Annotated in this window: 25 protein-coding genes; 16 read left to right on the top strand and 9 right to left on the bottom strand. The window is 70.2% G+C overall.

Annotation, left to right across the window (positions count from 1 at the left end):
• The first annotated feature begins 72 nt into the window (after positions 1 to 72).
• The gene (locus ABZ796_RS22190) at positions 73 to 1,437 is read left to right on the top strand and encodes an FAD-binding oxidoreductase (protein ID WP_357339845.1); all 1,365 of its coding nucleotides are present in this window, start codon (positions 73 to 75) and stop codon (positions 1,435 to 1,437) included.
• On the opposite strand, the gene ABZ796_RS22185 is transcribed toward ABZ796_RS22190, so the two are convergent.
• The 3 genes from ABZ796_RS22185 to ABZ796_RS22175 all read right to left on the bottom strand — a co-directional run bounded on the left by ABZ796_RS22185 (position 1,434) and on the right by ABZ796_RS22175 (position 2,728).
• Positions 1,434 to 1,802, bottom strand: coding sequence for a hypothetical protein (locus ABZ796_RS22185; RefSeq protein ID WP_357339843.1), 369 nt, complete (start codon positions 1,800 to 1,802; stop codon positions 1,434 to 1,436). The two genes, ABZ796_RS22190 and ABZ796_RS22185, sit on opposite strands and share 4 nt — an antisense overlap.
• Before the next feature lie 189 nt (positions 1,803 to 1,991).
• Positions 1,992 to 2,513, bottom strand: coding sequence for a hypothetical protein (locus ABZ796_RS22180; protein WP_357339841.1), 522 nt, complete (start codon positions 2,511 to 2,513; stop codon positions 1,992 to 1,994).
• Positions 2,514 to 2,554: 41 nt separating this feature from the next.
• Positions 2,555 to 2,728, bottom strand: a complete 174-nt coding sequence (locus ABZ796_RS22175) for a hypothetical protein (RefSeq protein WP_357339840.1) — start codon at positions 2,726 to 2,728, stop codon at positions 2,555 to 2,557.
• 57 nt (positions 2,729 to 2,785) lie between these two features.
• On the opposite strand from ABZ796_RS22175, the gene ABZ796_RS22170 reads away from it, so the two are divergent.
• Positions 2,786 to 4,285, top strand: coding sequence for a carboxyl transferase domain-containing protein (locus ABZ796_RS22170; RefSeq protein ID WP_357339838.1), 1,500 nt, complete (start codon positions 2,786 to 2,788; stop codon positions 4,283 to 4,285).
• Positions 4,286 to 4,333: 48 nt separating this feature from the next.
• On the top strand, positions 4,334 to 4,774 hold the full coding sequence (locus ABZ796_RS22165; protein ID WP_357339836.1) for a DUF3592 domain-containing protein: 441 nt from the start codon (positions 4,334 to 4,336) through the stop codon (positions 4,772 to 4,774).
• 57 nt (positions 4,775 to 4,831) lie between these two features.
• Here ABZ796_RS22165 and ABZ796_RS22160 read toward each other — a convergent pair whose 3' ends face one another.
• Together ABZ796_RS22160 and ABZ796_RS22155 are read right to left on the bottom strand one after the other, a co-directional pair.
• Positions 4,832 to 5,710 (bottom strand): LLM class F420-dependent oxidoreductase, encoded by an 879-nt coding sequence (locus ABZ796_RS22160; RefSeq protein ID WP_357339834.1) that lies wholly within the window; start codon positions 5,708 to 5,710, stop codon positions 4,832 to 4,834.
• A 54-nt stretch (positions 5,711 to 5,764) separates the two neighbouring features.
• Complete coding sequence (locus tag ABZ796_RS22155) at positions 5,765 to 7,186, bottom strand: aminopeptidase (RefSeq protein WP_357339832.1); 1,422 nt, start codon at positions 7,184 to 7,186, stop codon at positions 5,765 to 5,767.
• A 151-nt stretch (positions 7,187 to 7,337) separates the two neighbouring features.
• Here ABZ796_RS22155 and ABZ796_RS22150 point away from each other — a divergent pair, with 151 nt between their 5' ends.
• Positions 7,338 to 7,760, top strand: a complete 423-nt coding sequence (locus ABZ796_RS22150; RefSeq protein WP_357339831.1) for a PPOX class F420-dependent oxidoreductase — start codon at positions 7,338 to 7,340, stop codon at positions 7,758 to 7,760.
• 65 nt (positions 7,761 to 7,825) lie between these two features.
• Here the strand turns inward: ABZ796_RS22150 and ABZ796_RS22145 are convergent, their stop codons facing one another.
• Entirely contained in the window at positions 7,826 to 8,260 is a 435-nt protein-coding gene (locus ABZ796_RS22145) for an SPW repeat protein (RefSeq protein ID WP_357339829.1), read from the bottom strand.
• Between the two features lie 264 nt (positions 8,261 to 8,524).
• Here ABZ796_RS22145 and ABZ796_RS22140 point away from each other — a divergent pair, with 264 nt between their 5' ends.
• The 5 genes from ABZ796_RS22140 (at position 8,525) to ABZ796_RS22120 (ending at position 11,594) form a co-directional block, all read left to right on the top strand.
• Positions 8,525 to 8,800: a Fe-S cluster assembly protein HesB gene (locus ABZ796_RS22140; protein WP_357339827.1), complete on the top strand. Its 276-nt coding sequence runs from the start codon at positions 8,525 to 8,527 to the stop codon at positions 8,798 to 8,800.
• Positions 8,801 to 8,896: 96 nt separating this feature from the next.
• Positions 8,897 to 9,646, top strand: coding sequence for a VOC family protein (locus ABZ796_RS22135; RefSeq protein ID WP_357339825.1), 750 nt, complete (start codon positions 8,897 to 8,899; stop codon positions 9,644 to 9,646).
• 9 nt (positions 9,647 to 9,655) lie between these two features.
• Positions 9,656 to 10,780 carry an endonuclease/exonuclease/phosphatase family protein gene (locus ABZ796_RS22130; RefSeq protein ID WP_357339824.1) on the top strand — a complete coding sequence of 375 codons (1,125 nt, stop codon included), beginning with the start codon at positions 9,656 to 9,658 and terminating at the stop codon, positions 10,778 to 10,780.
• 98 nt (positions 10,781 to 10,878) lie between these two features.
• The gene (locus ABZ796_RS22125) at positions 10,879 to 11,070 is read left to right on the top strand and encodes a hypothetical protein (RefSeq protein ID WP_357339822.1); all 192 of its coding nucleotides are present in this window, start codon (positions 10,879 to 10,881) and stop codon (positions 11,068 to 11,070) included.
• Positions 11,067 to 11,594, top strand: a complete 528-nt coding sequence (locus ABZ796_RS22120) for a MauE/DoxX family redox-associated membrane protein (RefSeq protein WP_357339821.1) — start codon at positions 11,067 to 11,069, stop codon at positions 11,592 to 11,594. The genes ABZ796_RS22125 and ABZ796_RS22120 overlap by 4 nt, the downstream gene beginning before the upstream one ends.
• Here ABZ796_RS22120 and ABZ796_RS22115 read toward each other — a convergent pair.
• Positions 11,549 to 12,019: a GNAT family N-acetyltransferase gene (locus tag ABZ796_RS22115; protein WP_357339819.1), complete on the bottom strand. Its 471-nt coding sequence runs from the start codon at positions 12,017 to 12,019 to the stop codon at positions 11,549 to 11,551. The two genes, ABZ796_RS22120 and ABZ796_RS22115, sit on opposite strands and share 46 nt — an antisense overlap.
• Positions 12,020 to 12,204: 185 nt before the next feature.
• Here ABZ796_RS22115 and ABZ796_RS22110 point away from each other — a divergent pair, with 185 nt between their 5' ends.
• Entirely contained in the window at positions 12,205 to 12,933 is a 729-nt protein-coding gene (locus tag ABZ796_RS22110) for a peptidylprolyl isomerase (protein WP_357339817.1), read from the top strand.
• Positions 12,934 to 13,053: 120 nt separating this feature from the next.
• Here the strand turns inward: ABZ796_RS22110 and soxR are convergent, their stop codons facing one another.
• Positions 13,054 to 13,527 (bottom strand): redox-sensitive transcriptional activator SoxR, encoded by a 474-nt coding sequence (gene soxR / locus ABZ796_RS22105; protein ID WP_357339815.1) that lies wholly within the window; start codon positions 13,525 to 13,527, stop codon positions 13,054 to 13,056.
• A 61-nt stretch (positions 13,528 to 13,588) separates the two neighbouring features.
• Here soxR and ABZ796_RS22100 point away from each other — a divergent pair, with 61 nt between their 5' ends.
• Positions 13,589 to 14,284, top strand: a complete 696-nt coding sequence (locus tag ABZ796_RS22100) for an SDR family NAD(P)-dependent oxidoreductase (RefSeq protein WP_357339813.1) — start codon at positions 13,589 to 13,591, stop codon at positions 14,282 to 14,284.
• A complete protein-coding gene (locus ABZ796_RS22095; protein ID WP_357339812.1) occupies positions 14,281 to 15,342 on the top strand; it encodes an S-adenosylmethionine:tRNA ribosyltransferase-isomerase in 1,062 nt (353 codons plus the stop codon). The genes ABZ796_RS22100 and ABZ796_RS22095 overlap by 4 nt, the downstream gene beginning before the upstream one ends.
• A 24-nt stretch (positions 15,343 to 15,366) precedes the next feature.
• On the opposite strand, the gene ABZ796_RS22090 is transcribed toward ABZ796_RS22095, so the two are convergent.
• Positions 15,367 to 15,804: an OsmC family protein gene (locus tag ABZ796_RS22090; protein WP_357339810.1), complete on the bottom strand. Its 438-nt coding sequence runs from the start codon at positions 15,802 to 15,804 to the stop codon at positions 15,367 to 15,369.
• Between the two features lie 37 nt (positions 15,805 to 15,841).
• Between ABZ796_RS22090 and pepN the strand changes: the two genes are divergently transcribed.
• From pepN to ABZ796_RS22070, 4 genes are all read left to right on the top strand, one after another.
• On the top strand, positions 15,842 to 18,292 hold the full coding sequence (gene pepN / locus ABZ796_RS22085; RefSeq protein WP_357339808.1) for an aminopeptidase N: 2,451 nt from the start codon (positions 15,842 to 15,844) through the stop codon (positions 18,290 to 18,292).
• 60 nt (positions 18,293 to 18,352) lie between these two features.
• Positions 18,353 to 19,552, top strand: a complete 1,200-nt coding sequence (locus ABZ796_RS22080) for an exonuclease SbcCD subunit D (protein ID WP_357339806.1) — start codon at positions 18,353 to 18,355, stop codon at positions 19,550 to 19,552.
• Entirely contained in the window at positions 19,552 to 22,473 is a 2,922-nt protein-coding gene (locus ABZ796_RS22075) for an SMC family ATPase (RefSeq protein WP_357339804.1), read from the top strand. The genes ABZ796_RS22080 and ABZ796_RS22075 overlap by 1 nt, the downstream gene beginning before the upstream one ends.
• 189 nt (positions 22,474 to 22,662) lie before the next feature.
• Entirely contained in the window at positions 22,663 to 23,886 is a 1,224-nt protein-coding gene (locus ABZ796_RS22070) for a hypothetical protein (protein WP_357339803.1), read from the top strand.
• The last annotated feature ends 10 nt before the right edge of the window (positions 23,887 to 23,896 follow it).

Genomic DNA, 23,896 nt, shown 5'->3' with positions numbered 1-23,896 from the left:
CCGTGTACCGGAACTCGATGACATGACACCGCGGGAAGGATCGCCGCGACCGCACCGGATGACGCTGGCGTCATGACATCCATCAACGAACTTCGCGAACACGTACAGGCCCGGGTCATCACACCCGACGACCCCGACTACGACGCCGCTCGAGCCGTCTGGAACGGAATGATCGACCGTCGTCCGGCCGCTGTCGTGCCGGCCAAGGAAGTCGCCGACGTCATCGCCACGGTGAACTTCGCCCGCGACAACGGCCTGCCTCTGGCAGTGCGCGGCGGCGGGCACAGCGCGCCGGGCTTCGGAACGATCGATGACGGTGTGGTCATCGACCTGTCCCCCATGCGTGCCGTCGAGGTCGACCCCGACGCTCGAACTGCTCGTGTGGGTGGCGGCGCGACGCTGGCAGACCTCAACGAAGCCACCCACGCGAACGGCCTCGCCACGCCCGGCGGGATCGTGTCGACGACCGGTGTCGCCGGCCTGACGCTCGGTGGCGGCATCGGATACCTCACGCGCGGTTTCGGGCTCTCGATCGACAACCTTCGCTCGGCCGACGTCGTCACCGCAGACGGGCAGCTGCGCCACGCCAGCGAGTCCGAGAACCCCGACCTGTTCTGGGCGCTGCGCGGAGGCAGCGGAAACTTCGGCGTCGTCACCACCTTCGAGTTCGACCTGCACCCCGTGGACCAGGCGGTCGTCGGACTCTTCTTCTACGAGCTGGAGCACGCCGGCGACCTGCTGCGCCACTTTCGCACCTGGGTCACCGACGCTGACGAGCGCTGTGGCGGCTTCCCCGCGTTCCAGGTGGCCCCTCCCCTGCCCTTCCTGCCGGAGGAGCGCCACGGCGACACGTTCTGCGTCGCCGTCGTCCACTGGAGCGGACCGGTCGAGGAGGGTGAGGCGGCGATGCAGCCGTTCCGTGACCTCGCCCCGCGCGTCGGCGAGATGGTCGAGCCCATGCCGTACCCGTGGCTCAACAGCGCCTTCGACGACCTGTTCCCCCGCGGCGTACGCAGCTACTGGAAGGGCAACTACGTCACCGAGCTGACCGACGAGGCGATCGACGTGCACCTGGCGCACGGCCCGAAGGCACCGAACGCGAGCTCGACGATGCACCTGTACCCGATCAACGGTGCTGCCTCCCGCGTCGGCGCGACGGACACCGCGTTCTCCTACCGCCACGCCACGTTCTCGACGGTGATCGTCTCGGCATGGCCGGACGCCTCGGAGGACGCCGCCCACATCGGGTGGGTCCGCGACTACGCCGCCGCCCTCACCCCGCACTCCGAGGCGGGCGGGTACGTGAACTTCATGTCCGAGGACGACCAGGGCCGCGTCACCGACACCTACGGCAGCAACTACGAGCGGCTCAGGAAGATCAAGCGTGCCTACGACCCGGGGAACCTGTTCCGCCACAACCAGAACATCGCGCCCTAGGGACGAGTCTCGTCCCGGTGCAGGGCGAGGATCGTCCGGGTGTCGGCAGCCGTCGCGAACACCAGCGCGGATGCCGCGATCTTGGGCGCGACGGTGCCCTCGCTGCGCGCGAGGTGGGCGCAGTACGCCGCGATCGCCACGTTGAGGCCGGCGCGGGCCACCATCCACGGCAGTCTGCGCCGACCTGCCAGCAGCCCGGGCACGAGCGCCAGGTCGGCAGCGCCGATCACCCGCAGCGCCACGGGATGGTCGCCGAGCTTCAGCGACCGCCCCACCCACTCCGGCTCGAGGAGGATCGCCGCCCCGATCGGCAGCGTGGCCATTCCGACCAAGGCGGCCGAGCGCCGCGCACTCTCAGAGTCCATGGACCCATCCTGTCCGACGGCTGGTCGTCCCGGGCGAGGTGCCAAGGCCGACGATGGGCGCCGAGGACTTCTCGTTCGTCAGCCAGCAGGTCCCGACCACGATGGTCCCGCTGGGCGCCGCCCCGAGTGAAGCGGCCGCCTCGGCGATCAGACGGCAGCACTCGCGCTGCTGGCCCTCGACGCCTCGGGCTAGGACGTGGTCGATCCGCCAGGCCCCTTGGCTCGCACCCGCTCGACGTTGACCAGCGACTCCTGGAGCTCGTCGAGCCACTCGCCCGAGTGCTGCTGGACCAGCTTGACGCACCAGCCGAGCGCGTCGCTCCGGCTGCGGGCGACGCCGCCGGAGACGAGCAGGTCGAGGACCGCACGCTCGGGCTGACGCAGTCGGGTCATCACCGGTGCGGAGACGGTGGTGAACATGTGCCGCTCTCCCCCGATCTCCACCCCCCAGGAGACCTTTCGCTCGAACCGTCGCTCCGCCTGCCGCGCCACGGCCATCCGGTCTTCGCGGGTGCGCTCGCGAAACTCGCTCGCTCGACCCTCGTTGGCTGCTGCTCGCTCTTCGTCCGAAGCGCCCTCGGCGGTCTTCGGCTCCTTGATCCGCCCGACGACGGTGATCTCCTCGCGGTCGACCACCACATCGACGATCTCGTCGTACACACCATCGGGCAGTCGTCCGCTGAACCACCCTCGCAACTCGTTTGTAAGCATGTAATCATGCTTACCTCGTTGCCCGTCGTTTTCAAGCGCCGCTACCAGGGGCCGGCGATCCCGACCACCTCGACGAGGGCGATCCCGGCCGCAACCACCGCGGTGACACCAATGCCGCCGCCGACCATGAAGGCCTTGCGTCGCTGCGTACGGTCCGAGAGGCGGGCGAAGACCAGGCTCAGCGCGAGGTTGCTCAACCAGAAGACCATGGTCATCGCCGTTCGCGATCGTCACCCCCTGACGCGTCGAACGTACGTGGCACCATGTGCTCCGTGACCGACGACGCACCCGCCACCGGACTGACCGAGCTGCACGCGCGCCGCTTCCTGACCACCGACGCCGCGCGCGCCGACAAGGTCGCCCGTTGGCACGCCAAGGGGCGGCGTACGGCCCGGGAGAACATCGCCGATCTGGTCGATCCGGGCTCGTTCGTGGAGTACGGGAGGTTCATCACCGCGGCCCAGGAACGGCGCCGTGACCTGGCCGATCTCGTCGTCGAGACGCCCGCCGACGGGATCATCGGCGGCACCGCGACGGTCGCCGGGAAGCCGTGCGCGGTGCTGTCCTACGACTACCTGGTGATGGCCGGCACCCAGGGCATGCGCGGGCATCGCAAGTCGGACCGGCTGATCGAGGTCATCGGGCGGATGCGACTGCCGGCCGTCTTCTTCACCGAGGGCGGCGGCGGCCGTCCCGGCGACACGGACATCCCGCTGGTCTCCGCGCTCGACGTCGGCTCGTTCGCGCTCTGGGGCGAGCTCGAGGGCGTGGTGCCACGCATCGCCGTCGTCTCCGGACGATGCTTCGCCGGCAACGCGGTCCTCGCCGGCTCTGCCGACCTCCGCATCGCCACCCCGGACGCCAACCTCGGGATGGCCGGCCCGGCGATGATCGCCGGTGGCGGGCTCGGGAGTTTCGCGCCGGAGGAGATCGGCCCGGTCAAGGACCAGACCGCCAACGGCGTCATCGACCTGCTCGTCGAGGACGAGGCGGACGCCGTCGAGGCCGTACGCACCATCCTCTCCTACCTCGAGCCGGCCACCGACGGCGGCGAGGGCCTCGACCAGGCCGACCTGCGCACGCTCCTCCCCCACAACGACCGCGAGGCCTTCGACGTACGACCGGTGGTCGACGCCCTCGCCGACATCGACTCGGTCACCTGGCTCCGTGAGGCGTACGCCCCCGAGCTGGTGACCGCCCTGGCACGGATCGACGGGATCGCGGTCGGGGTGATCGCCAACCAGTCGACGCACCTCGCCGGAGCACTCACCAGCGAGGCGTCCGTCAAGGCCGCCGACTTCCTCGCGCTCTGCGAGCGCTGGCGCCTCCCGGTGGTCTCGCTGGTCGATACCCCGGGGTTCATGGTCGGCCCCGAGGCCGAGCGCGGCGGCCTGGTGCGGCACGCCTCCCGGATGGTTGTCGCCGGTGCCCAGCTGTCGACACCGCTGGTCGGGGTGATCCTGCGCCGCGGCTACGGGCTCGGCGCACAGGCGATGCTCGGCGGCAGCACCCATCGCCCGCTGCTCACCGTCGCCTGGCCCGACGCCCACCTCGGCCCGATGGGTCTGGAGGGTGCGGTACGCCTCTCCATGGCCGCCGAGCTCGCCGCGATGCCGGAGGCCGAGCGGGAGGAGCGCGTGGCCGTGCTCACCGAGGAGTACCGCAAGCAGGCCAGCGCCCTCAACGCCGCCCGGATGTTCGAGATCGACGACGTCATCGACCCAGTCGAGACCCGCTCCGTCGTAGCGGCAACACTGCGCCGGGCACGCTAGGCGCGTTCGTCGCGCCGATCACCCGACCCTCGTGGTTCGATGTCGTCCATGTGGATCGGATGGTTCTTCGCCCTCGGCGGGCTGGCCTTCGTCGGCTTCGGGATCGCGATGGTCGTCACGACCATCGTGCAGCGACAGCGTCTCCAGAGCTGGAATCCGTCGACCGCGACCGTCCGCGAGTTCGAGACCCGCAGGAGAAGCAGCTCTCAGGGCGGATCCCGAACCTATCTCGTCGCCCACTACGAGTATCGAGGGCCGAACGGTGAGGAGTACGCCGACGAAGGCACCGTCTCCGAACAGCGGTTCGCGGTCGATGGCTCTCCCGTCTCGTTGCCGATCGTGATCGATCCGCTCGACCCGAGTCGCTCGATGGTGGCCGGAGAGAGCACCCCGATCGGATGCGTGATCCCGTTCGCGATCGCCTTCGGGGCGTTTGGTGCGCTCTTCGCCCTGGTCGGCCTCGGGCTGACCCAGGCGAGCGTCCGATGAATCAAAAGCGGCCCGACGAGCTGGCTCGCTGTCCGGTCGTCGCTGTCCGCTCGTCGCTCAGATCTCCTTGAGCCGAGGCACCAGGTCGACGGCCGCGGTCGCCCAGGGAACCGGGTCGACGTACGGCGTCGGCATCAGTCCGACGAGCGTGATGCCGAGGGCGGCGTACTCCTCCATCGACTTCAGGAAGGCATCCGGGTCATCGACCGAAGGGCCCTGGAAGAGCATGGTCTTCTCGATCGCGTCGTAGTCGGTGCCGAGGTCGTCGCAGTGGCCGCGGAGCACCTCGAGCTTGTGCTTGACCGTGGCGAGGGCCTCCGGACCGGGCGCACCGAAGAGGTTGGTGCCCTGGCCGTACTTGGCAACCAGGCGGAGGGTCTTCTTCTCGCCTCCCCCGCCGATCAGGACCGGGACCGTGCCGTTGACCGGCTGCGGCAGCGAGATCGTCTCGGCGAGCTGGTAGTGCTTGCCCTCGTAGGCGCCGTCGTTGTCCGACCACATCTGGCGGCAGATCTCGAGGGTCTCCTCCAGGCGTTCGAACCGCTCGGCGGTCGGCGGGTAGGGCACACCGAGGCCCCGGTGCTCCCGCTCGTACCACGCCGCGCCGATCCCCAGGAGCGCGCGGCCGCCGGAGAGCCGGTCGAGGGTGGTGACGATCTTGGCGAGCAGGCCCGGATGGCGGTAGGTCACTCCGGTGACGAGCAGGCTGAGGCGTACGTTGTCGGTGATCCCGGCCAGGTAGCCCAGCGTGGTGTAGCCCTCGAGCATCGGTTCGAAGGGGCCGCCGGCCTGCTCCATCTGAAACCAGTGGTCCATGACGGTGAGCAGGTCGACACCACCCTCGTCTGCGATTCGGGCCGTCTCGGTCAGCTTGTCGGCGAGCGTGGGTTCCCACTCGGGGTGGGTGAACGTGAAGTAGTGGAGTCCAAGATCCATACCTCAGACGCTATGGCTTCGAGTGCGCTCGAAGACAAGCCCTTCGCCGAGGTTTCACGGGCGCATGCGCCGCTCCTCGCGCAGGTCGCGCTTGTCGAGCTTCGCGTCGTACGCAGCCAGCGGCTTCGCCTTGGCCGCGTCGGCCTCGACCGCGGCGGTCGCGACGCCGGCCCACTCCAGGATCCGAGCGGTGGCGAGCTCGCGCTCGTCGGCGACCAGGCCGGCGACGTTGGCGCCGTGGTTCATGCCCGGGGCGGTGAAGACGTAGGAGTCGGTGGCCCTCACACCCGGGCGGAAGCGCTCGGCGCCCCACGGGTCGGCCTCTCCGTAGACGAAGAGCATCTGGTGGGCGTGCTTGCGCACCCACGAGTCGACGTCACGCATCGCCGAGGGGTCGAACCGCATGTCGATGTCGCGCGGGACGAAGCTGCGCGGCGGCTGGTAGCCGTAGCGGATCAGCTCGTTTTCGATGTGCGGGAAGCCGATCGTCGGCGCTCCGAGCTCGGTGCCGGCCTGGTAGTAGTAGGGCGTGTAGGGGCTCAGTCCCTGGTCGGTGTAGAAGCCGAAGCCCGAGTAGTAGTCGATCGAGTCCCAGATCGCCTGGTCGTCCGCGGTCGCCGCGTCGGCAGGGATGTTGGCGCACTGGGAGGTGCCGGCGTACTGCCAGAAGGCCCAGACATAGTCGAGCACCACCATCTCGTACGCGGCGTCGAGGCTGCCCACGGTCTCGAAGGTGTAGCCCTCGGCCGCTGCCAGGTCGGCGTACTTCGCCTTCAGCGCCTCGCGACGGACGAGCGCCTCGCGCTGGACGCCGTTGAGCCGGTCGCGGCAGTCCTCGGTGCCGACGGTGGCGAAGAAGTCGTCGTAGGCGGAGTCCTCGCGGTTGACCACGTCGTTCGGCGCGACGTAGGCGACGATGCCGTCCATGTCACGGGGGTAGAACCGCTCGAAGTAGGTGGCGGTCATGCCGCCCTTGGAGCCGCCGGTGGCGAGCCAGTTGGCGGAGTAGATCGGCTTCAGCGCCTTGAAGATGGCGTGCTGGTCGCTGGCGGCCTGCCAGATGTCGAGGTCGTCCCAGTCGGCCGGGTCGGGGCGCGACGGGGTGAAGAACCGGTACTCCATCGAGACCTGGTTGCCGTCCACGATCCGGGTCGGCTCGCTGCGGCCGGGATTGGTCGAGACGTTGTAGCCGCTGGTCTGGAACACCGTGGGGCGGGCGGTGTCCTTGTGGAGCACGGTGAACCGCTGCTGGAAGGTGTCACCATCGGGCCGGCGGTGGTCGACCGGCTGGGTGAAGGTCAGGACGAAGTAGCGGTAGCCCGAGACGGGCTTCTCCTGGATCAGGCTGACGCCGTCGATGGCGAGCAGGCGGTCGAGGATGTCGTCCTCGGCGGCTGCCGCGGGGCTGGCGGGGGTGACGAGGAGCAGGGATACCAGCCCCATCGCCACCAGGATCCGGCCGAACATTGCACGCATGTGGGGTCTCCTTCGGTGCGGGTTCTCGGCAACCTAGCCGACCTGCTCGCGGCGCACCTCCGAATTAGGAGCACGGGAAGGAAGTCGTGTCCGGTTGCCTTCTAGAAGGCAACGACCACACGGGCGACGCCCGAGGAGGAGGCGCATCACCATGACGTTCGACGCACACGAGCTGCTGGCCACCACCCGCCACGGGATCCTGGCCACGATCAAGGCCGACGGCCTGCCACAGCTCTCGCCGGTGTGGCAGTTCTACGACCGCGAGCGCGGCGAGATCCTGATCTCCACGCGTGAGGGGCTCATCAAGACCAAGAACCTCCGCCGCGACCCGCGGGCGGCCATCGAGGTCGACGGGCCGGAAGGACGATCCTGGGCCACGGCCGAAGGCACCGTCACGCTGACCGGGCCGGGCGCTTCCCCCGACAGCCCGGAGGTCGACGCGCTCGTCGACTACTACCAGCGCGGGGCCGGCGAGCACCCTGACTGGGACGAGTACCGCGAGGTGATGGTCAAGGACCGCCGCGTGCTCATCACCATCGCGGTCACGAAGGTCTACGGCGCGAACATCGGCTGATCCAGCGGGCGGAGGGCCGGCCGAGCGCTCCTCGCTCGGCCGGTCGGTGACGGGACCCGCGGGCTCTACCTACGCGGGTTGAACAACGTGCCGAACCCGGACGCGCCGAGTCCGCACAACAAGATGACCGCTCCGGCGATCACGTTGGACGTGATCATTCCTCCGGTCGTTTCGACGCCGTTCATGAGCCACGGCGAGACGATCGCCCATGCACCCATGAGCGGGACGGTCCAGGCCAGACCGTGCGTACGGCCGAACGCCGACGCGAAGCAGAGCGCCAGCAGAGCAACCGTGAGACCGACGATCAGGTTGCTGACCATCAGTGGTGATGCCGTGGTGTTGAAGCCCACGACCCACGGCGATATGGCCAGATAGAGACCGGCCATCATCGTGACACCGTCGACCACCTGAGCGGTGGCGGAGGAACCGGTCAGATCGAACCGGTCTCGGAGTGCCGCGATGTCGGGATGTTCCTGAATGGACAGGTTTTCAGACGACATTTGAATTCACCTCCTCAGCCCCATGCCAAAGCAAGAACGACTGTCCTCGCGATCATTCTAGGCCCGCTGAGCAGCGATTGACCCGACGGAAATACGGGCCACGGCCGCCCGCCAGCGGTGGCAGCATGGTCGCCATCGAAGCTCCCGAGGAAGCTGCGGCCGGAAGGCTGGGACGCCTGAGCGCGGCATGCCGGGCTTGAATGCGGCCGGACAGTGAGGAATGGTGGAGCGGGTACTCCGAACCCAACCACGGAAGATCTCGACATGCTTCAGCTGACCGAGAACGCCACCACGATCGTCCGCTCGATCTCCGAGCAGTCCCAGGGCGCCGGCCTCCGGCTCGCCTCCAACGCAGAACCGGACGGCGCATTGAGCGCCGCTCTCGTCCCGACCGCCGAGGCGGAGGACCAGGTCATCGAGCAGGAGGGCGCACGGGTCTTCCTGGACCAGGGTGCCGCCGCCGAGCTCGACGACAAGGTCCTCGACGCCGGGATGGATGCCTCCGGCAACGTCCAGTTCGGGATCTCCCAGCAGGGCTGATCCCGTGCTACGCCGGGGTGCGCCGCAGTCGCGGTGCGCCCCGGCGTACGTCGTTTTCGGCCCCGTCCACCGTGCTGTCCGCGTAGGGTCGCGACCATGAGCACCGCCGGCGTACCTGCCTGGTTCCATCTCTTCCTCGACGTGCCACGTGAACGCTGGGAGGAGGCTGTCGGGTTCTGGTCGGCGGCGACCGGATGGGCGCTTTCGCGCCCGAGGGGCGAGCACGGGCAGTTCGTCACGCTGGTGCCGCAGACGGGCGATTCCTGGCTGAAGCTGCAGGCCCTCGACGACGGCGGGCCACGGGTCCACGTCGACCTCGACGCGGCCGATCGCGAGGCCGCCGTCGAGCGTTCGAGGTCCCACGGAGCACATCCGGCATGGACGTACGACGACGTGCCGGTGATGCGCTCCCCCGGCGGAATGCTCTTCTGCCACACCCTCGGCGAAGGATCCTCGCCGAGATTCGCGCGCTCGGAGCCCGAGCGGGTCCTGGACCAGGTGTGCATCGACATCCCGCGCTCCCGCTGGGACCAGGAGGTCGCCTTCTGGGCCGCACTCACCGGGCGCGCTCCCGAGACGGCCAAGACCCCCGAGTTCGTACGCCTCGCCGACCCCGATCCGCACGGCGGGCTCCGGATCCTCCTGCAGCGGCTCGAGGACGAGGACGGCGAGGTCCGGGCGCATCCTGACGTCGCGGTCGCCAACCGTGCCTCGGAGACCTGCCGTCACGAGGCGCTCGGCGCCGAGACCGTCGGCGTCTTCGAGTGGTGGACGGTGATGCGGGCGCCCTACGGGCAGGTCTACTGCCTCACCGATCGCGACCCGGCGACCGGTCGAGTGTCCTAGCCTGGAGATATGCGCCTCGCATCGTTCAACGTGGAGAACCTCTTCGCCCGGCCGAAGGCGATGGACACCGAATCGGTCGATGCCAAGACGCGGCGAGCGGTCCTGACCGCGCATGCCCGCGCCTCCACCCTGCTCGCCCAGCCCAGCTACGCGGGCCACGAGCAGGAGATCCTGGACAACCTCGAGAAACTCGGCCTGCTCAAGAGCGACGAGGGTGAGTTCGCGCGGCTGCGGAAGATGCGCGGCGCGCTGCTGAAACGGCCCCGCTCGGGGCCGGTGCAGCTGGTCGCGAAGGGACGCAACGACTGGGTCGGGTTCGTCGAGCTCAAGACCACCGCCGTCGACGAGGTCGCCACGGAGAACACCGCGCGCGTCTTCGCCGAGCTGCGTGCCGAGGTCGCGGTGGTGGTCGAGGCCGACGACCGCCCGGGGCTGCACATGTTCTCCCAGACGCTGCTGCCGGAGGTCGGCGCCGAGGCGTACGAGCAGGTCATGGTCGTGGAGGGCAACGACGAACGTGGCATCGACGTCGGCGTGATGGTCGGTGACGGCTATCGCCTGGTGCAGATGCGCACCCACATCTTCGACCGCGACGAGGAGGGTGTGGTCTTCTCCCGCGACTGCTGCGAGTATCACCTCGAGGCTCCTGGTGGCACGCGGATCGTGGTGCTCGCCAACCACTTCAAGTCCAAGGGCTACTCCGAGAAGGGCGATTCTCAGGGCGCCAAACGGCGCGGCCGGCAGGCGAAGCGGGTCGCGGAGATCTACCGGGGGCTGCTCGAGGAGGGGTTCGAGCACATCTGTGTCGCCGGCGACCTCAACGACTCTCCTGGCAGCGAGTCACTCTCGCCCCTGCTCTCGGTCGACGGGCTCGCGGACGCGAGCGAACATGCGAACTGGGACTGGAACCACCGCCGCGGAACGTTCGGTTCCGGCAACGAGGACGACAAGATCGACTACCTGCTCCTCTCCCCCGCGCTGCGTGCCAAGCAGACCGGTGGCGGCGTCTTCCGCAAGGGCGTGTGGCACGGACCGCGCACCAAGGACCCGTGGGACCTGTTCCCGACGCTGACCGCGGAGCAGCACGCCGCCTCCGACCACGCCTGTCTCTACGCCGACTTCACCGACCTGTGACCCCGGAAGCCTGAGAAGTCGGCACGCGAGTCTGAAGATGCGCTGAAGGCGAGCGTCCGGGCGGTGGTTCGGTGCCCCGGCTGTGGCACTCTGGCGAGGTGAACGAGGTGTGGTACGTCGTCGGGCTGGTCGCGGTCTCCGTGGCCGTGCTGGCGCTCGGGGTGTGGTTCGTGAAGCGGGAGATCCGGGACGAGGTATCTCCGGCGCCGGTGCTGTGGGCCGGCTACGCGGTCGTGGCGGCCTTCGTCGTCTTCGGCGTGCTCCGCACGTCGTGGGTGGTGCTCTCATGAGGACCCGCGCTGACCTGTTGGGCTGGATCGGCCTCGCGGGCCGCCTCTACCTCGGCTTCGTGTTCCTGGCCGCCGGGCTCGCCAAGCTCCCCGAACCGGCGATCACCGAGCAGGCGGTGCGCGGCTACCAGCTGCTGCCGTGGCAGCTGGCCCCGGCGTACGCCATCGCGATGCCGATCGCCGAGATCGTCCTCGGCGTGCTGCTCATCCTCGGGCTGTTCACCCGGACCGCGGCGGTGGCGACGGCCCTGGGCCTGTGCTCGTTCCTGGTCGGGATCACCTCGGCGTGGGCACGCGGGCTCAACATCGACTGCGGCTGCTTCGGGGGCGGCGGCGCCTCGGCCGACCCGGCCTATCTCGCCGACACCCTCCGCGACCTGGGCTGGCTCGCGATCGCGGTCTACCTGATCGTCGTACGCCGCACCAAGCTCGCCCTCGACGACCTGCTGTTCCGACGGGGCGCTGCGCCGGTCGACGACTACAGCGAGAGCTCGAAGAAGACCGAGTTGGGGTCGAGCACGTAGCTGCCGAAGGGCGGGCGCTCGGTGAACCCGTTGCCCGCGTAGAGGCGCCGCGCGGGCTCGTAGAAGGCCTCGGTCCCGGTCTCCAGAAGCACCCGGCGACCACCCTGTGACCTGGCCTGCTCGACGAGGTGGCGGAGCAGGGCGGTCGCGATGCCGCGGCCACGGGCGGCTGCCGTCGTACGCATCGACTTGAGCTCGTAGTCGGCCTCACCGAGCGACTTCAGCGCGCCGCAGCCGACGAGCTCGGTCTCCTCCCAGGCCGACCAGAACGCGATCTCGGGCACCTTCAGCGCCTCGAGGTCGAGCGCGTGCACCGACTCGGCCGGGGTCACCGCGTACATGTCCTCGAGATGCTCCTCGAGGATCCGGACCACCTCGGGGCGGGTCAGGTCGTCGAGCTCGAAACGCAGGGAGAGCAGTGGCACGACTGGAGGCTAGCCGAGCCCTCCCCTGTCGTGGCGTTCTGGGTGCGGTGGGGCTGGCGCAGTATCGCGGCCGGCAACCAGGCTGTGCGATAGTGCGCGGCTCCGATGCTAGTGGCAGCTGCCGGCGGCATCGCCGTGCGGGGTCCGTCGCGGGGCCGTTGGGACCGCTCCCCTAGCATCTGGCCATGCCTTCTCGTGCGCTTCCGGCCGTAGCCGCCGCTGCCCTGCTCCTGACGCTCTCCGCCTGTGGTTCCGACGACGGCGGGTCCGGTTCCGGCGAAGCGACCGAGAGCAAGGGCCCGAAGTCGAGCGAGTCGAGCGACTGGACGTCGATCGTGAAGCCCGGTTCCACCAGCTGCGACTACACCGAGGACCCGATGGGGGCCTCCAAGGAGGTGGACCAGCCGGAGAAGACCGCGCAGTACACCGGCAAGGTCGCCGCGACCATCAACACCTCCGTCGGCCCGCTCGCGATCACCCTCGACGCCGACAAGGCGCCCTGCACCGTCAACTCGTTCCTCTCGCTGGCCTCGCAGGACTACTACGACGGCACCAGCTGCCACCGCCTCGGCGTCAACCCGGGCTTCGAGCTGCTGCAGTGCGGCGACCCGACCGGCCAGGGCACCGGCGGGCCGGGCTACACGATCCCCGACGAGTTCAAGGACACCGACACCTTCCCCGCCGGCACCCTCGCGATGGCCAACACCGGCCAGCCCAACTCCGGCGGCAGCCAGTTCTTCATGGTCTTCGGCGACACCCAGCTCGACCCCGCCTACACCGTCTTCGGCACCCTCGACGACGCCGCCATCAAGACCCTCCAGAAGGTCGGCGAGGCCGGCGTGGCCGAGGCCGGGTCCGACGGCACCGGCGCTCCGAAGACTCCGGTCGACTTCGACACGATCACCGTCGGCTGATCAACCTTTCGCCGAATCCGCACGTATGGCGTGCCGAATCGGTAGTTGTGGGCGCCGAAACTCCAGTCTCGTCGCCCGCAACTGCATTCTCGGCCCGCCATTTCTGCCGATTCGGCGGGGTCAGGGGCGGCGGCGAGGTGGGTCTCGGCGCAGGACCTTGGGGAGGTACGCGGCGCCGGGGCTCTGGGCGGCAGCGGCGTCGCCGGGATTGGAGATGCGACAACGCTGCAGGGAGAGGCAGCCGCAGCCGATGCAGGAGTCGAGGTTGTCGCGGAGGCGCTCGAGGGCGTGGATCTGCTCCTCGAGGCGGCGGCGCCAGTGCTTGGACATCCGCGCCCAGTCGGCCTTCGTGGGCGTCCGGTCCCCCGGCAGACAGTCGAGCTCGGCCTTGATCTCGTCCAGGGAGAGCCCGACGTTGGCGGCGGCCCGGATGAAGGCGAGCCGGCGCAGGACGCTGCGCTCGAACGTACGCTGTCCCCCGGTCGACCGCTCGGCCTGGATCAGGCCCTGACTCTCGTAGTAGCGCACTGCCGAGGCCGCATAGCCGCTGCGCCGGGTCACCTCGCCCATCGTGAGCAGGTCGTGGGTGTTCATCTCAACTCTTTCCGTCACAGCCCTTGATCTCAAGTTCACTTTAGGTTGAATTCTAGGGGGCATGACCAGATCAGACAACGAAGTAGCCGTGATCACCGGCGGCTCCGCAGGGCTGGGGCTCGCCCTCGCGACCACCCTCGTCGACCAGGGCTGGAGCGTCGTCACCGACGCCCGTGACGCCGACCGTCTCCATGCCGCACTGCCGCACAGCTCTCGGGTGACGACGGTGAATGGCGACGTACGCGACCAGGACCATCAAGACGCGATCGCGGCCGCCGTCGCCCGCCATGGGCGCCTCGACCTGCTCGTGCACAACGCCAGCGAGCTCGGCCCGATGCTTCCCCTGGCCGAGGTCCCCGAGAGCCTCTTCGCGCGCGTGCTCGAGACGAACCTGCTCGCTCCGCTCACGCTCACCCAACGGCTCCTCCCCTACCTGATCGCCTCGCACGGCACCCTCGTAGGCATCTCGAGCGACGCGGCGGTCGAGCACTACCCCACCTGGGGAACGTACGCAGCGAGCAAGGCCGCGCTCGACCACCTGATCCTCACACTCGGGGAGGAGAACGGCATCCGCGCCTACGCCGTCGACCCCGGCGACATGCGTACCGCGATGCACCAAGCCGCCTTCCCCGGTGAGGACATCTCCGACCGGCCGCTGCCGGAGTCGGTCGTCCCGCACGTGCTCGCGCTACTCGCGAACACGCAGCCCTCAGGGCGCTACCGCGCCGCCGACCTCGCCGTAGGAGCAACTCGATGACCATGCTCGCCGAACGACCGACCACCACGTTCCCCTTTCCCGACGACACCACCGCCCCCGCGCCCGCGGAGTGGCGTGGGCTCGAGCGTGACGGCGTGCGCCTGCTCGTGGCGGCCCCCGACGGCGTACGACATGCCCGCTTCCGCAACCTTGCCGACCACCTCTCGCCCGGCGACATGATCGTCGTCAACGACTCGGTGACCGAGGCACGTCAGCTCGACGCCGACCTCATCGGGCGTGGCCGGGTCGTGCTCCACCTCGCTCAGCGTCTCGACACCGGCTGGGTCGTGGAGATCCGCTCGGCTCCGGACGCCGCTCGGTCGGTGCTCGACGCCGCGGAGGGTGACGTGATCGTGACCGCAGGCCTCCGGGTCACTCTCCGAGAGCCCTACCCCGACGGCCGCGCCTCCTCCCCGACCGGTGAGGGCAACCGGCTCTGGCGCGCCCGCGTCACCGGCGACGTGACCGCCGAGCTCCAGAGGGCCGGCCGCCCGATCGCGTACGGCTATCTCGACCGGCGCTACCCGCTCTCCGCCTACCAGACCGTCTTCGGCCACCGCCCCGGCAGCGCCGAGATGCCCTCGGCGGCGCGCCCCTTCACCCATCCGCTGGTCACCGAGCTGGTCACCCGCGGCATCCAGATCGCACCCGTCACCCTGCACACCGGCGTCTCCTCCCAGGAGGCCGGCGAGGCCCCCGGCGCGGAGTGGTTCGAGGTCTCCGAGACCACGGCACGACTGGTGGAGCAGACCAGGTACGCCGGCGGCCGCGTCGTCGCGGCCGGAACCACCGTCACCCGCGCCCTCGAGTCGGCGGTCATCCCCGCGACCGGCGCGGTCAGGGCGGCGAGCGGCTGGACCGACCGCGTCATCACACCCGCCAACCCGCCGTACGTCGTCAACGGGCTCATCACCGGCTGGCACGACCCGCAGGCCAGCCATCTCCTGCTCGTCGAAGCCGTCGCCGGCCCCGAGCTCACCCAGGCTGCCTACGACGCCGCCGTCGCCGACGGCTATCTGTGGCACGAGTTCGGCGACTCCGCCCTCCTGCTCCCCTGACGCCACGGCGCGGGGGCGCGGCGGCTACGACAGGGCGCCCTCGCCGTAGGTGACCGGGCTTCCGACGGCGATGGTGCGGCCGACGGTGCACAGCCGGGTCTCGGACTTCTTGATCGCGTCCGGGAGGACCGTGCGGGCCGCATCACCGGCCTCGCCCTCGGGGAAGGTGATGTCGAAGGTGACCGAGAGGTCGACGAGGCGGTTGCCGTGCTCGTCGCGGATCTTGGTGGCCGCGGCGAGGGCCTCGAAGGTCTCCATCGGGGAGCGTTTCGCGGTGATGAAGTCGACGTCCAGGGCGCTGCAGCCGGCGAGCGCGGCGAGGAGCAGCTCGACCGGGGTGAAGTCGGGGTCGTCGCCGTGGCCGATCACCACGGAGCCTCCGCGCTCGTTGGTCGCACGGAAGCGGTGCTCACCGATCTTCTCCAGAGATACCGAGCGCAGGTCTGCCGCAGAGGAAGTCATGGGGTAAGAGTGCCACCTGCCCGTTAGCCTGTGCGACGTGAGCACCCAGAGCCTGCCCCTGCGCCGTGACGAGGCCACCGCCCGTGCCGGTCTGCTGAAGATCGAGGACTACGACGTACGTCTCGACCTGGCCTCCAGCGAGGAGACCTTCGACTCGGTGACGACGATCCGGTTCACCTCGAAGGGCGGGCCGACCTTCGTCGACCTCAAACCGGTCTCGGCCGCGCGGATCAGCCTCAACGGCAGTCCGGTCGACCCGGCCACGCTCGCCAAGGGACGTCTCCCGATCACCACGCAGGAGGGCGCCAACGAGCTCGTCGTCGAGGCCACGATGCCGTTCCGCAACGACGGCGAGGGGCTGCACCGCAGCGTCGACCCGGCCGACGGGCGGGCCTACGTCTACGGGATGTGCTTCATGGACGCCGCCCCGACGATCTTCGCCTGCTTCGACCAGCCCGACCTGAAGGCGCCCTACACCTTCCACGTCACCGCGCCACACGACTGGACGGTGATCGGCAACGCGCCCGGCACCCAGACCTCGCCGGGCGAGTGGGAGTTCGAGCGGAGCCAGCCGCTCTCGACGTACTTCGTCACGCTCGTCGCCGGGCCGTGGCACATGATCCATGACGAGCACGACGGGATCCCGCTGTCACTGAGCTCGCGGCAGAGCATCGCCGCCGACCTCGACAAGGACGCCGAGGAGCTCTTCACCCTCACCAAGCAGTGCTTCGACGAGTTCCACCGGCTCTTCGGCATCCGCTACCCGTTCGGCAACTACCACCAGGCGTTCGTGCCGGAGTTCAACGCGGGTGCGATGGAGAACCCGGGCTGCGTGACCTTCCGGGACCCTCTGGTCTTCACGAGCCGGGTCACCCGTGGCATGCGGATCCAGCGCGCCACCACGGTCGCCCACGAGATGGCCCACCAGTGGTTCGGCGACCTGGTGACGCCGCAGTGGTGGGACGACCTGTGGCTCAACGAGTCGTTCGCCGAGTACATGGGCAACCGGGTGACCGCCGAGGTGACCGAGTACGCCGACGCCTGGGCCGACATGTCCTACGCCCGCCGTCAGTGGGGCCTGACCGCCGACCAGCGCGGCTCGACGCACTCGGTCGCCGGCAACGGCGCCGAGGACGCCGTCTCGGCGCTGCAGAACTTCGACGGGATCTCCTACTCCAAGGGTTCCGCGATCCTGCGCCAGCTGGCGGCGTCCCTCGGTGACGACGTCTTCTTCGCCGGCGCGATCGACCACTTCACCCGGCACCGGTTCGGCAACGCGACGATGCACGACCTGTTCGCGTCCTGGGACTCGGCTGCGGCCGCGGCGGGGGTCGAGTTCGATCTCGACGCCTTCACCTCCCAGTGGCTGCTCACCGCCGGTCCGGACACGCTGTCCTGGGACCCGGCCAAGATGGTCGTCAACCGCACCGCGCCGTCGCTGCACCCGGCCGACCGGTCCCACACCTTCCGTGCGGCCGTCCTCAACGGCACGCAGTGGACCACCTCGGAGATCACCGTGGCTGGCGACCGGACGCCGTTCGAGGTGGCCGCCAACGCCGTCGTGCTCGACCCCTACGACGACACCTGGGCCTCGGTCATCCCCGACTGGGAAACCGTGCAGGCGCTCAAGGCGGCGCTCCCGGAGATCACCGACGACGGCCTGCGCGCGGGCGTGTGGAACAACCTGCGCAGCGCCTGGTTCAACGCCGCGGTGGACCCGGCCGACGTCATCGACATCGCCGAGGCGTCGCTGCCGGTCGAGGACCTCGAGGACTCCCCGAGGCGCACCATGCCGTGGCTCTTCGGCGCCGTGGTGCCGCTGGCGCCCGCCGGCGCCCGCGAGCGGCTCCACGAGGCCGCCCTCCGCAAGCTCGCCGAGGTCGCTCCCGGGTCCGAGCTGCAGCTGTCGGCCTACCGCACGGCGATCCGCTCGGCGAGCTCGGAGTCGCTGCTGCGGGAGTGGCTCGCCACTCCCCCGGCCGGCATCGAGACCGACCTCGACCTGCGCTGGCGCGTCCTGGCCAAGCTCGCCGAGAACGGGTTCGCGACCCGTGAGGAGCTGCAGGCGGCGTACGACGCGGAGCCGGCCAACGAGGCCCGCATCCACCTCAACGGCGCCCTGGTCAGCTTTCCCGACGCCGAGGCGAAGGCGTACGGCTGGTCGGTGTTCACCGGCGAGACCGATCTGCCCAACTACGACATCCTGGCCGCCGGGCGGGCCTTCTGGACCGGTCCGGCCGAGCTCACCGCGGGCTATGTCGAGCGCTACTTCGCCGAGCTCCCCGCCACCGCCGAGAAGCGCTCGGGGTGGAGCCTGGCCGAGGCCGCCGAGGCGTTCTTCCCGAGCAGGTCGGTGACCGAGGAGACCCTCGCTGCCGCGCGAGCGGTCATCGAGCTGGATCTGGACCCAGGCGTACGCCGCCGGGTCTCCGATGCTGCCGACAACCTGCAGCGCCACCTGGCGATCAAGGTCACCTATCCCGTGTAGCCCGGCTCCGGCGGTGAGTCGGCCGAGAGAGTGTCGGCGCCGACCGATAGTTTTCGGTTCATGCGGATCCTGCACACCTCCGACTGGCACCTGGGCCGGTCCTTCCACCGGGAGGGCATGCTCGGGCACCAGGCGGCGTACGTCGACCATCTCCTCGCCGTGGTGGAGCAGGGATCCGTCGACGTGGTGTGCGTGTCCGGCGACGTCTACGACCGTGCGCTGCCGCAGGTGGACGCCGTGCGGCTGGCCTCGGAGGCGCTCGCGCGGCTCGCGGCCTCGCGGGCCAAGGTGGTCATCACGAGCGGCAACCACGACTCGGCTCAGCGTCTGGGCTTCGGCTCCGAGCTGATCGACGCCGCCGGCATCTTCATCCGCACCGATCTGGCCGGTGTCGGCCGCCCGCTGATGCTTCCCGACGAGCACGGCGAGGTGGCCTTCTACGGTCTCCCCTATCTCGATCCCGATGCCGCCAGGGCGTCGTGGGGGCTGGAGTCGCGCTCCCACCAGGCGGCTCTCGGGGAGGCGATGCGCAGGGTCCGTGGCGACCTCTCCCGCCGGGGCGGCCGCAGCGTGGTGATGGCTCATGCGTTCGTCACCGGCGCGGAGCCCTCCGACTCCGAGCGCGACATCTCCGTCGGTGGTGTCTCGATGGTGCCGGCCAGTCTCTTCGAGGACATCTCCTACGCCGCCCTCGGGCATCTCCACGGCCGCCACACGATCACCGAGACGGTGCGCTACAGCGGCTCCCCGCTGGCCTACTCCTTCTCCGAGGCCAACCACCTCAAGGGGTCCTGGATCATCGATCTCGACGAGTCGGGTCTCGTCGCCAGCGAGTTCGTGGAGGCGCCCGTCCCGCGGCAGCTTGCCCGGCTGCGAGGCACCCTCGAGGAGCTCCTGAGCGACCCCCGCCACGAGGTCCACGAGCAGTCGTGGCTGCAGGTCACCCTGACCGACCGGATCCGTCCGGCCCAGGCGATGGAGCGGCTGCGGCGACGCTTCCCGCACACGCTCGTGCTGGGCTTCGAGTCGACCGCGCCGGTTCTCGGCGCCCTGTCCCAGCCCGACCCGTCCCGGCCGCGGCGTGACATCGACCTGGTCACCGAGTTCGTGAGCGAGCTCCGTGGCGAGCCGGCGGCCAAGGCCGAGCTGGCCCTGCTGCAGAGCGCCGTGGACGCCTGCTGTGAGGACCCCGAGGTCGACTCTCTCGACTCGCGCTCCGGCGAGGCCGAGGAAGAGGAGTGGCTCGAGGTGCTCTTCTGATGCGCCTTCACCACCTGGAGGTCGCCGCGTTCGGCCCGTTCACGGGCACGGTGAACGTCGACTTCGACCAGCTCTCCGAGGCGGGGCTCTTCCTGCTCTCCGGTGCCACCGGAGCCGGGAAGACGAGCGTCCTGGACGCGGTCTGCTTCGCCCTCTACGGCGACGTCCCGGGCGACCGTTCGGTCGCCAAGCGGCTACGCAGCGACCGGGCCCCGGCCGAGGTCGCGACCCGGGTCGTGCTGGAGGCGACCCTCGCCCAGCGACGATTCCGGATCACCCGCTCTCCGTCGTGGGAGCGGCCCAAGCGGCGTGGCGCCGGCACCACGACCCAGCAGGCCTCCGTCGTGCTCATGGAACAGGTCGGTGAGGAGTGGCGCACCCTCACCACCCGCCTCGACGAGGCCGGCCACCTGGTCTCGGATCTCCTCGGCATGACTCTCACCCAGTTCGTGCAGGTCGCGATGCTCCCCCAGGGCCGCTTCCAGGCGTTCCTCCGCTCCAGCGCCGAGGAGCGCAAGCGGCTGCTCGAGCGCCTCTTCCGCACCGAGAGGTTCGCCGACGTCGAGCGCTGGCTGCGCGAGCGCCGCGTCGAGCTGCGGCGCCGCTCCGAGGAGCTCAACGCCGGCGTGGCCGAGGTGGTCAGCCGGATCAGCGAGACCGCGGCCGTCACCCTCCCCGACGACTGGGACGTCCATGACCTCGGCCTCCCCGCCGGCGACGGCGCGATCGCCACCTGGGCCCGCACTTTGGCCGAGGAGGCCACCGAGTCACAGGCCGTCACCTCCGGCGCCGCGATGGAGGCCCTGGCCGCGGAGTCGGAGACCCTCGCCGCACTCGACGCCGCGCGCGCGATGGCTGAGAAGCAGCGCGGCCTGCGAGCGGCAGCCGCAGCCGAGAGCCGTCTCGTCGCAGCGGCCGAGGAGCAGGAGGAGCGCGTACGCCGCGTCGAGGCCGCCCAGCGGGCCGAGGCCGTGGCCGGGGTCAGCGAGCTCGCCGACCAAGCGCGGCACGAGCACGCCAAGGCGACCTCGCTCGCCCCGAGCGACCTGACCCTGCCTGATGCCAAGGTGGCCGTGGACCGGATCTCGGCCCGCCTCGCCCAGGCTCGCGCCCTGGTGCCGGTCCAGCGCCGTCTCAGCGAGGTGACCCGCGAGCTCGCGGCCACCGGCAGGCAGCGGGACACGCTCCTCACCCAGACCCGCGAGCAGACCCGCCTCGCCGAGGAGCTGCCACAGCAGGTCGAGGCACTCACGGCGGACCTGGCGGCGGCCACCGAGGCCGCCGCGGCGATCCCCGTGCTGCGTGCTCAGGTCGCCGCGGTCACTGAGGTCGGCCGGCTGACGCGGGAGCTCGTCGACGCCCGAGCCAGGCACGAGACCGCCAGGACGGCCGCCATGGAGGCGCGCACCCACTATCTCGACGTACGCCAGGCCCGGCTGGACGGCATCGCCGCCGAGCTCGCCGGGGCGCTCGCGGTCGGCGCGGACTGCCCGGTGTGCGGGTCCCACGAGCACCCGCACAAGGCCTCCCCCGCCGACGGCGCTCCCGACGCGGCTGCCGAGAAGGCCGCCCAGGCGACGTACGACAACGCCAGCGCCGAAGAGCACGCCCGCGACCAGCACGTGCGCGACCTGACCACCCGCCTCCAGCTCGCCCAGGAGGCTGTCGGAGAGACCGACGAGCCCGCCGCGTCGCTGGCCGAGCGCCTGGCCGCTCTGGAGCGCGTCGCCGCGCGCGAACCCAGCCTGCGGAACGAGCTCACCGCCGCCGAGGAGACCCGGTCGCGTGCGGCGACGCTCCGTGCCGAGCTCGAGACCCGCGCCGCCGAGCTCGAGACCACGCTGCGTCATCTCACCGAGGAACGCGAGCGGCTCGAGGCGCAGCTGAGCGACATCCGTGGCGACCATCCCGATCTCGACGCCCTCCTCGGTGCCCTCGACCGCGACCACCGGACGGCGTCCACGAGCCTCGAGCGCCTGGAGGCGGCCGCGCGCGCCGCCGAAGCGCTCGCCGGTGCCGAGTGCACCCTCGCCGCGACCGCGGTCCGGGCCGGTTTCGACAGCCCCGAGACCGCCCTCGCCGCCGCGATCCCACCGGAGCGGGTCGCGGCGCTCAACGGCCAGATCAAGGCGTACGCCGACAGTCTGGCGGCCGCCCGGGCGACCCTCGACTCCCCCGGTGCCGCCGAGATCCTGACCACCGACGAGCCGGACCTGCCGGCGCTCTCCACCGCGCACCGCAAGGCCGCCGACGCCGCCGACGCCGCACGCTCGGCGGCCGACACCGCCGCCAACCGGGCCGCCCGCCTCGACTCCCTGCAACGCGACCTGACCCAAGCGCTCTCGGCCTGGGCGCCCGTACGCGGCGACCTCGAGGTCGCTGCCAGGATCGCCGCCTTCACCGAGGGCAAGAGCAGCGACAACCAGCTCCAGATGAGCCTGTCGGCCTACGTCGTCGCCTACCGCCTCACCCAGGTCGTCGCCGCCGCCAACGAACGGCTCGCGAAGATGAGCGACCAGCGCTACGCCCTGGAGCACTCCGCGGCCAAGGGTGCCGGCGACCGCCGCGGTGGCCTGGCGCTGCTGGTCCGCGACGACTGGTCCGGCGAGTCGCGGGACCCGGCCACGCTGTCGGGTGGTGAGACCTTCGTGGTCTCCCTCGCCCTGGCCCTGGGCCTGGCCGACGTGATCATGAACGAGGCCGGCGGGCAGATGCTCGACACGCTCTTCGTCGACGAGGGCTTCGGCTCCCTGGACGCCGACACCCTCGACGACGTGCTCGACGTGCTCGACACCCTGCGCGAGGGCGGCCGCATCATCGGTGTGGTCAGCCACGTCACCGAGATGCGCGAGCGCATCCCCACCCAGCTGGCGGTGGCCAAGGGCCGCGAGGGGTCCACCCTCCAGGTCCTCGGCACCTGACCCGGGTTGCATCTGTCCCGCTCCTTCCCTGACGCCGGGAAGATCTCGGGTCGATCTGGGCTAGCACCGAAGAATTAACCTTCAGCACGACAGGTATTACTTTGCGGCCATTCCCCGGAGTGCCGTACGTCACTAGCCTGAGTCGGCTCCGCGTCGCGGAAGCCCGTCCCAGACCAACCGGAGGTTTCCGTGCCGCGTCTCACGACCCGTATCGCCAAGGTCGCCGCAACCCTTCTCCTACCCGCGTCCCTGCTCTCGGCGACATCGTTGATGGCCTCGCCCGCACACGCCGACGGCCCCGGCAGCGGCGCGCCGTGGATGGTCACGGTGGGTGACAGCTACGTCTCCGGCGAGGCCGGCCGCTGGGCGGGCAACAGCAACTCCGGCGAGTCGCTCATCGATGCCGGCGGCAGCGCGACATACCTCGACAACGCCACCCACACCGCCGAGACGATCAACCGGTGTCACCGCAGCACGGCCGCCGAGGCGTACATCGGCGGTGGCGTGAGCAGCCTCAACCTGGCCTGCTCGGGCGCGAAGGTCGCCACGACCACGACCAGCGAGGGCTACTTCAAGCCCGGCATCGACTTCTACTCCAGCAGCGGCAACCAGGGCCAGGCGCTCATGCTGCAGAACTTCGCGGCGAGCCACAACGTCAAGGCGGTGACGATCGGCATCGGCGGCAACGACTTCAACTTCGCCGCCATCGTGACCCAGTGCGTCCAGGACTTCCTGGCCTCGCCGTCCTGGTTCAAGGACTACTGCAAGGACGACGCGGTCGTCACCAGCGCGATGGCCGCGAGCAACGTCGCGGCGGTGAGGGCCCGGATCGCCACCGCGTTCGGGAACGTGCGCACCGCCATGCGCAACGCGGGCTACGCCGACGGCGCCTGGACCCTCATCGTCCAGAACGTGCCCTCGCCGCTGGCGACCTCGTCGGTCTACCGCTACAGCGAGTCCGGCTATACCCGTCAGAACACCGGCGGCTGCGGCTTCTGGAACGCCGATGCCGACTACGCGTACAACACCATCCTGCCGACGATCAACAACGCGATCTCGGGTGCGGCGGCCGATTCCGGCCTGACCAACGTCAAGATGCTCGACGTCACCGGCGCGTTCGCCGGCCGCCGCCTGTGCGAGAACACTGTAGGCCTGCTCGAGGAGAAGGGGCTGTCGAGCTGGCGGGCCTCCGGCGCGGTCGACAGCACCGAGTGGGTCAACCAGATCCGCACCGTCTCCACCGCGAGCGGCAACTACTACATCCAGGAGAGCCTGCACCCCAACTACTGGGGACAGCTCGCCCTGCGCAACTGCCTGCGCCAGGCCTACAACGGTGGCGCGCCGAGGTCCGGCACCTGCACCCACGGCACCGGTCTCACGGCCAACGGCGAGCCCACCATGACCCTCAGCTGACAAACCCGCG

It is taken from the genome of Nocardioides sp. NPDC047086, from assembly GCF_040643685.1.
Taxonomy (GTDB): Bacteria; Actinomycetota; Actinomycetes; order Propionibacteriales; family Nocardioidaceae; genus Nocardioides.
This window is presented reverse-complemented; position numbering and strand designations above follow the sequence as displayed.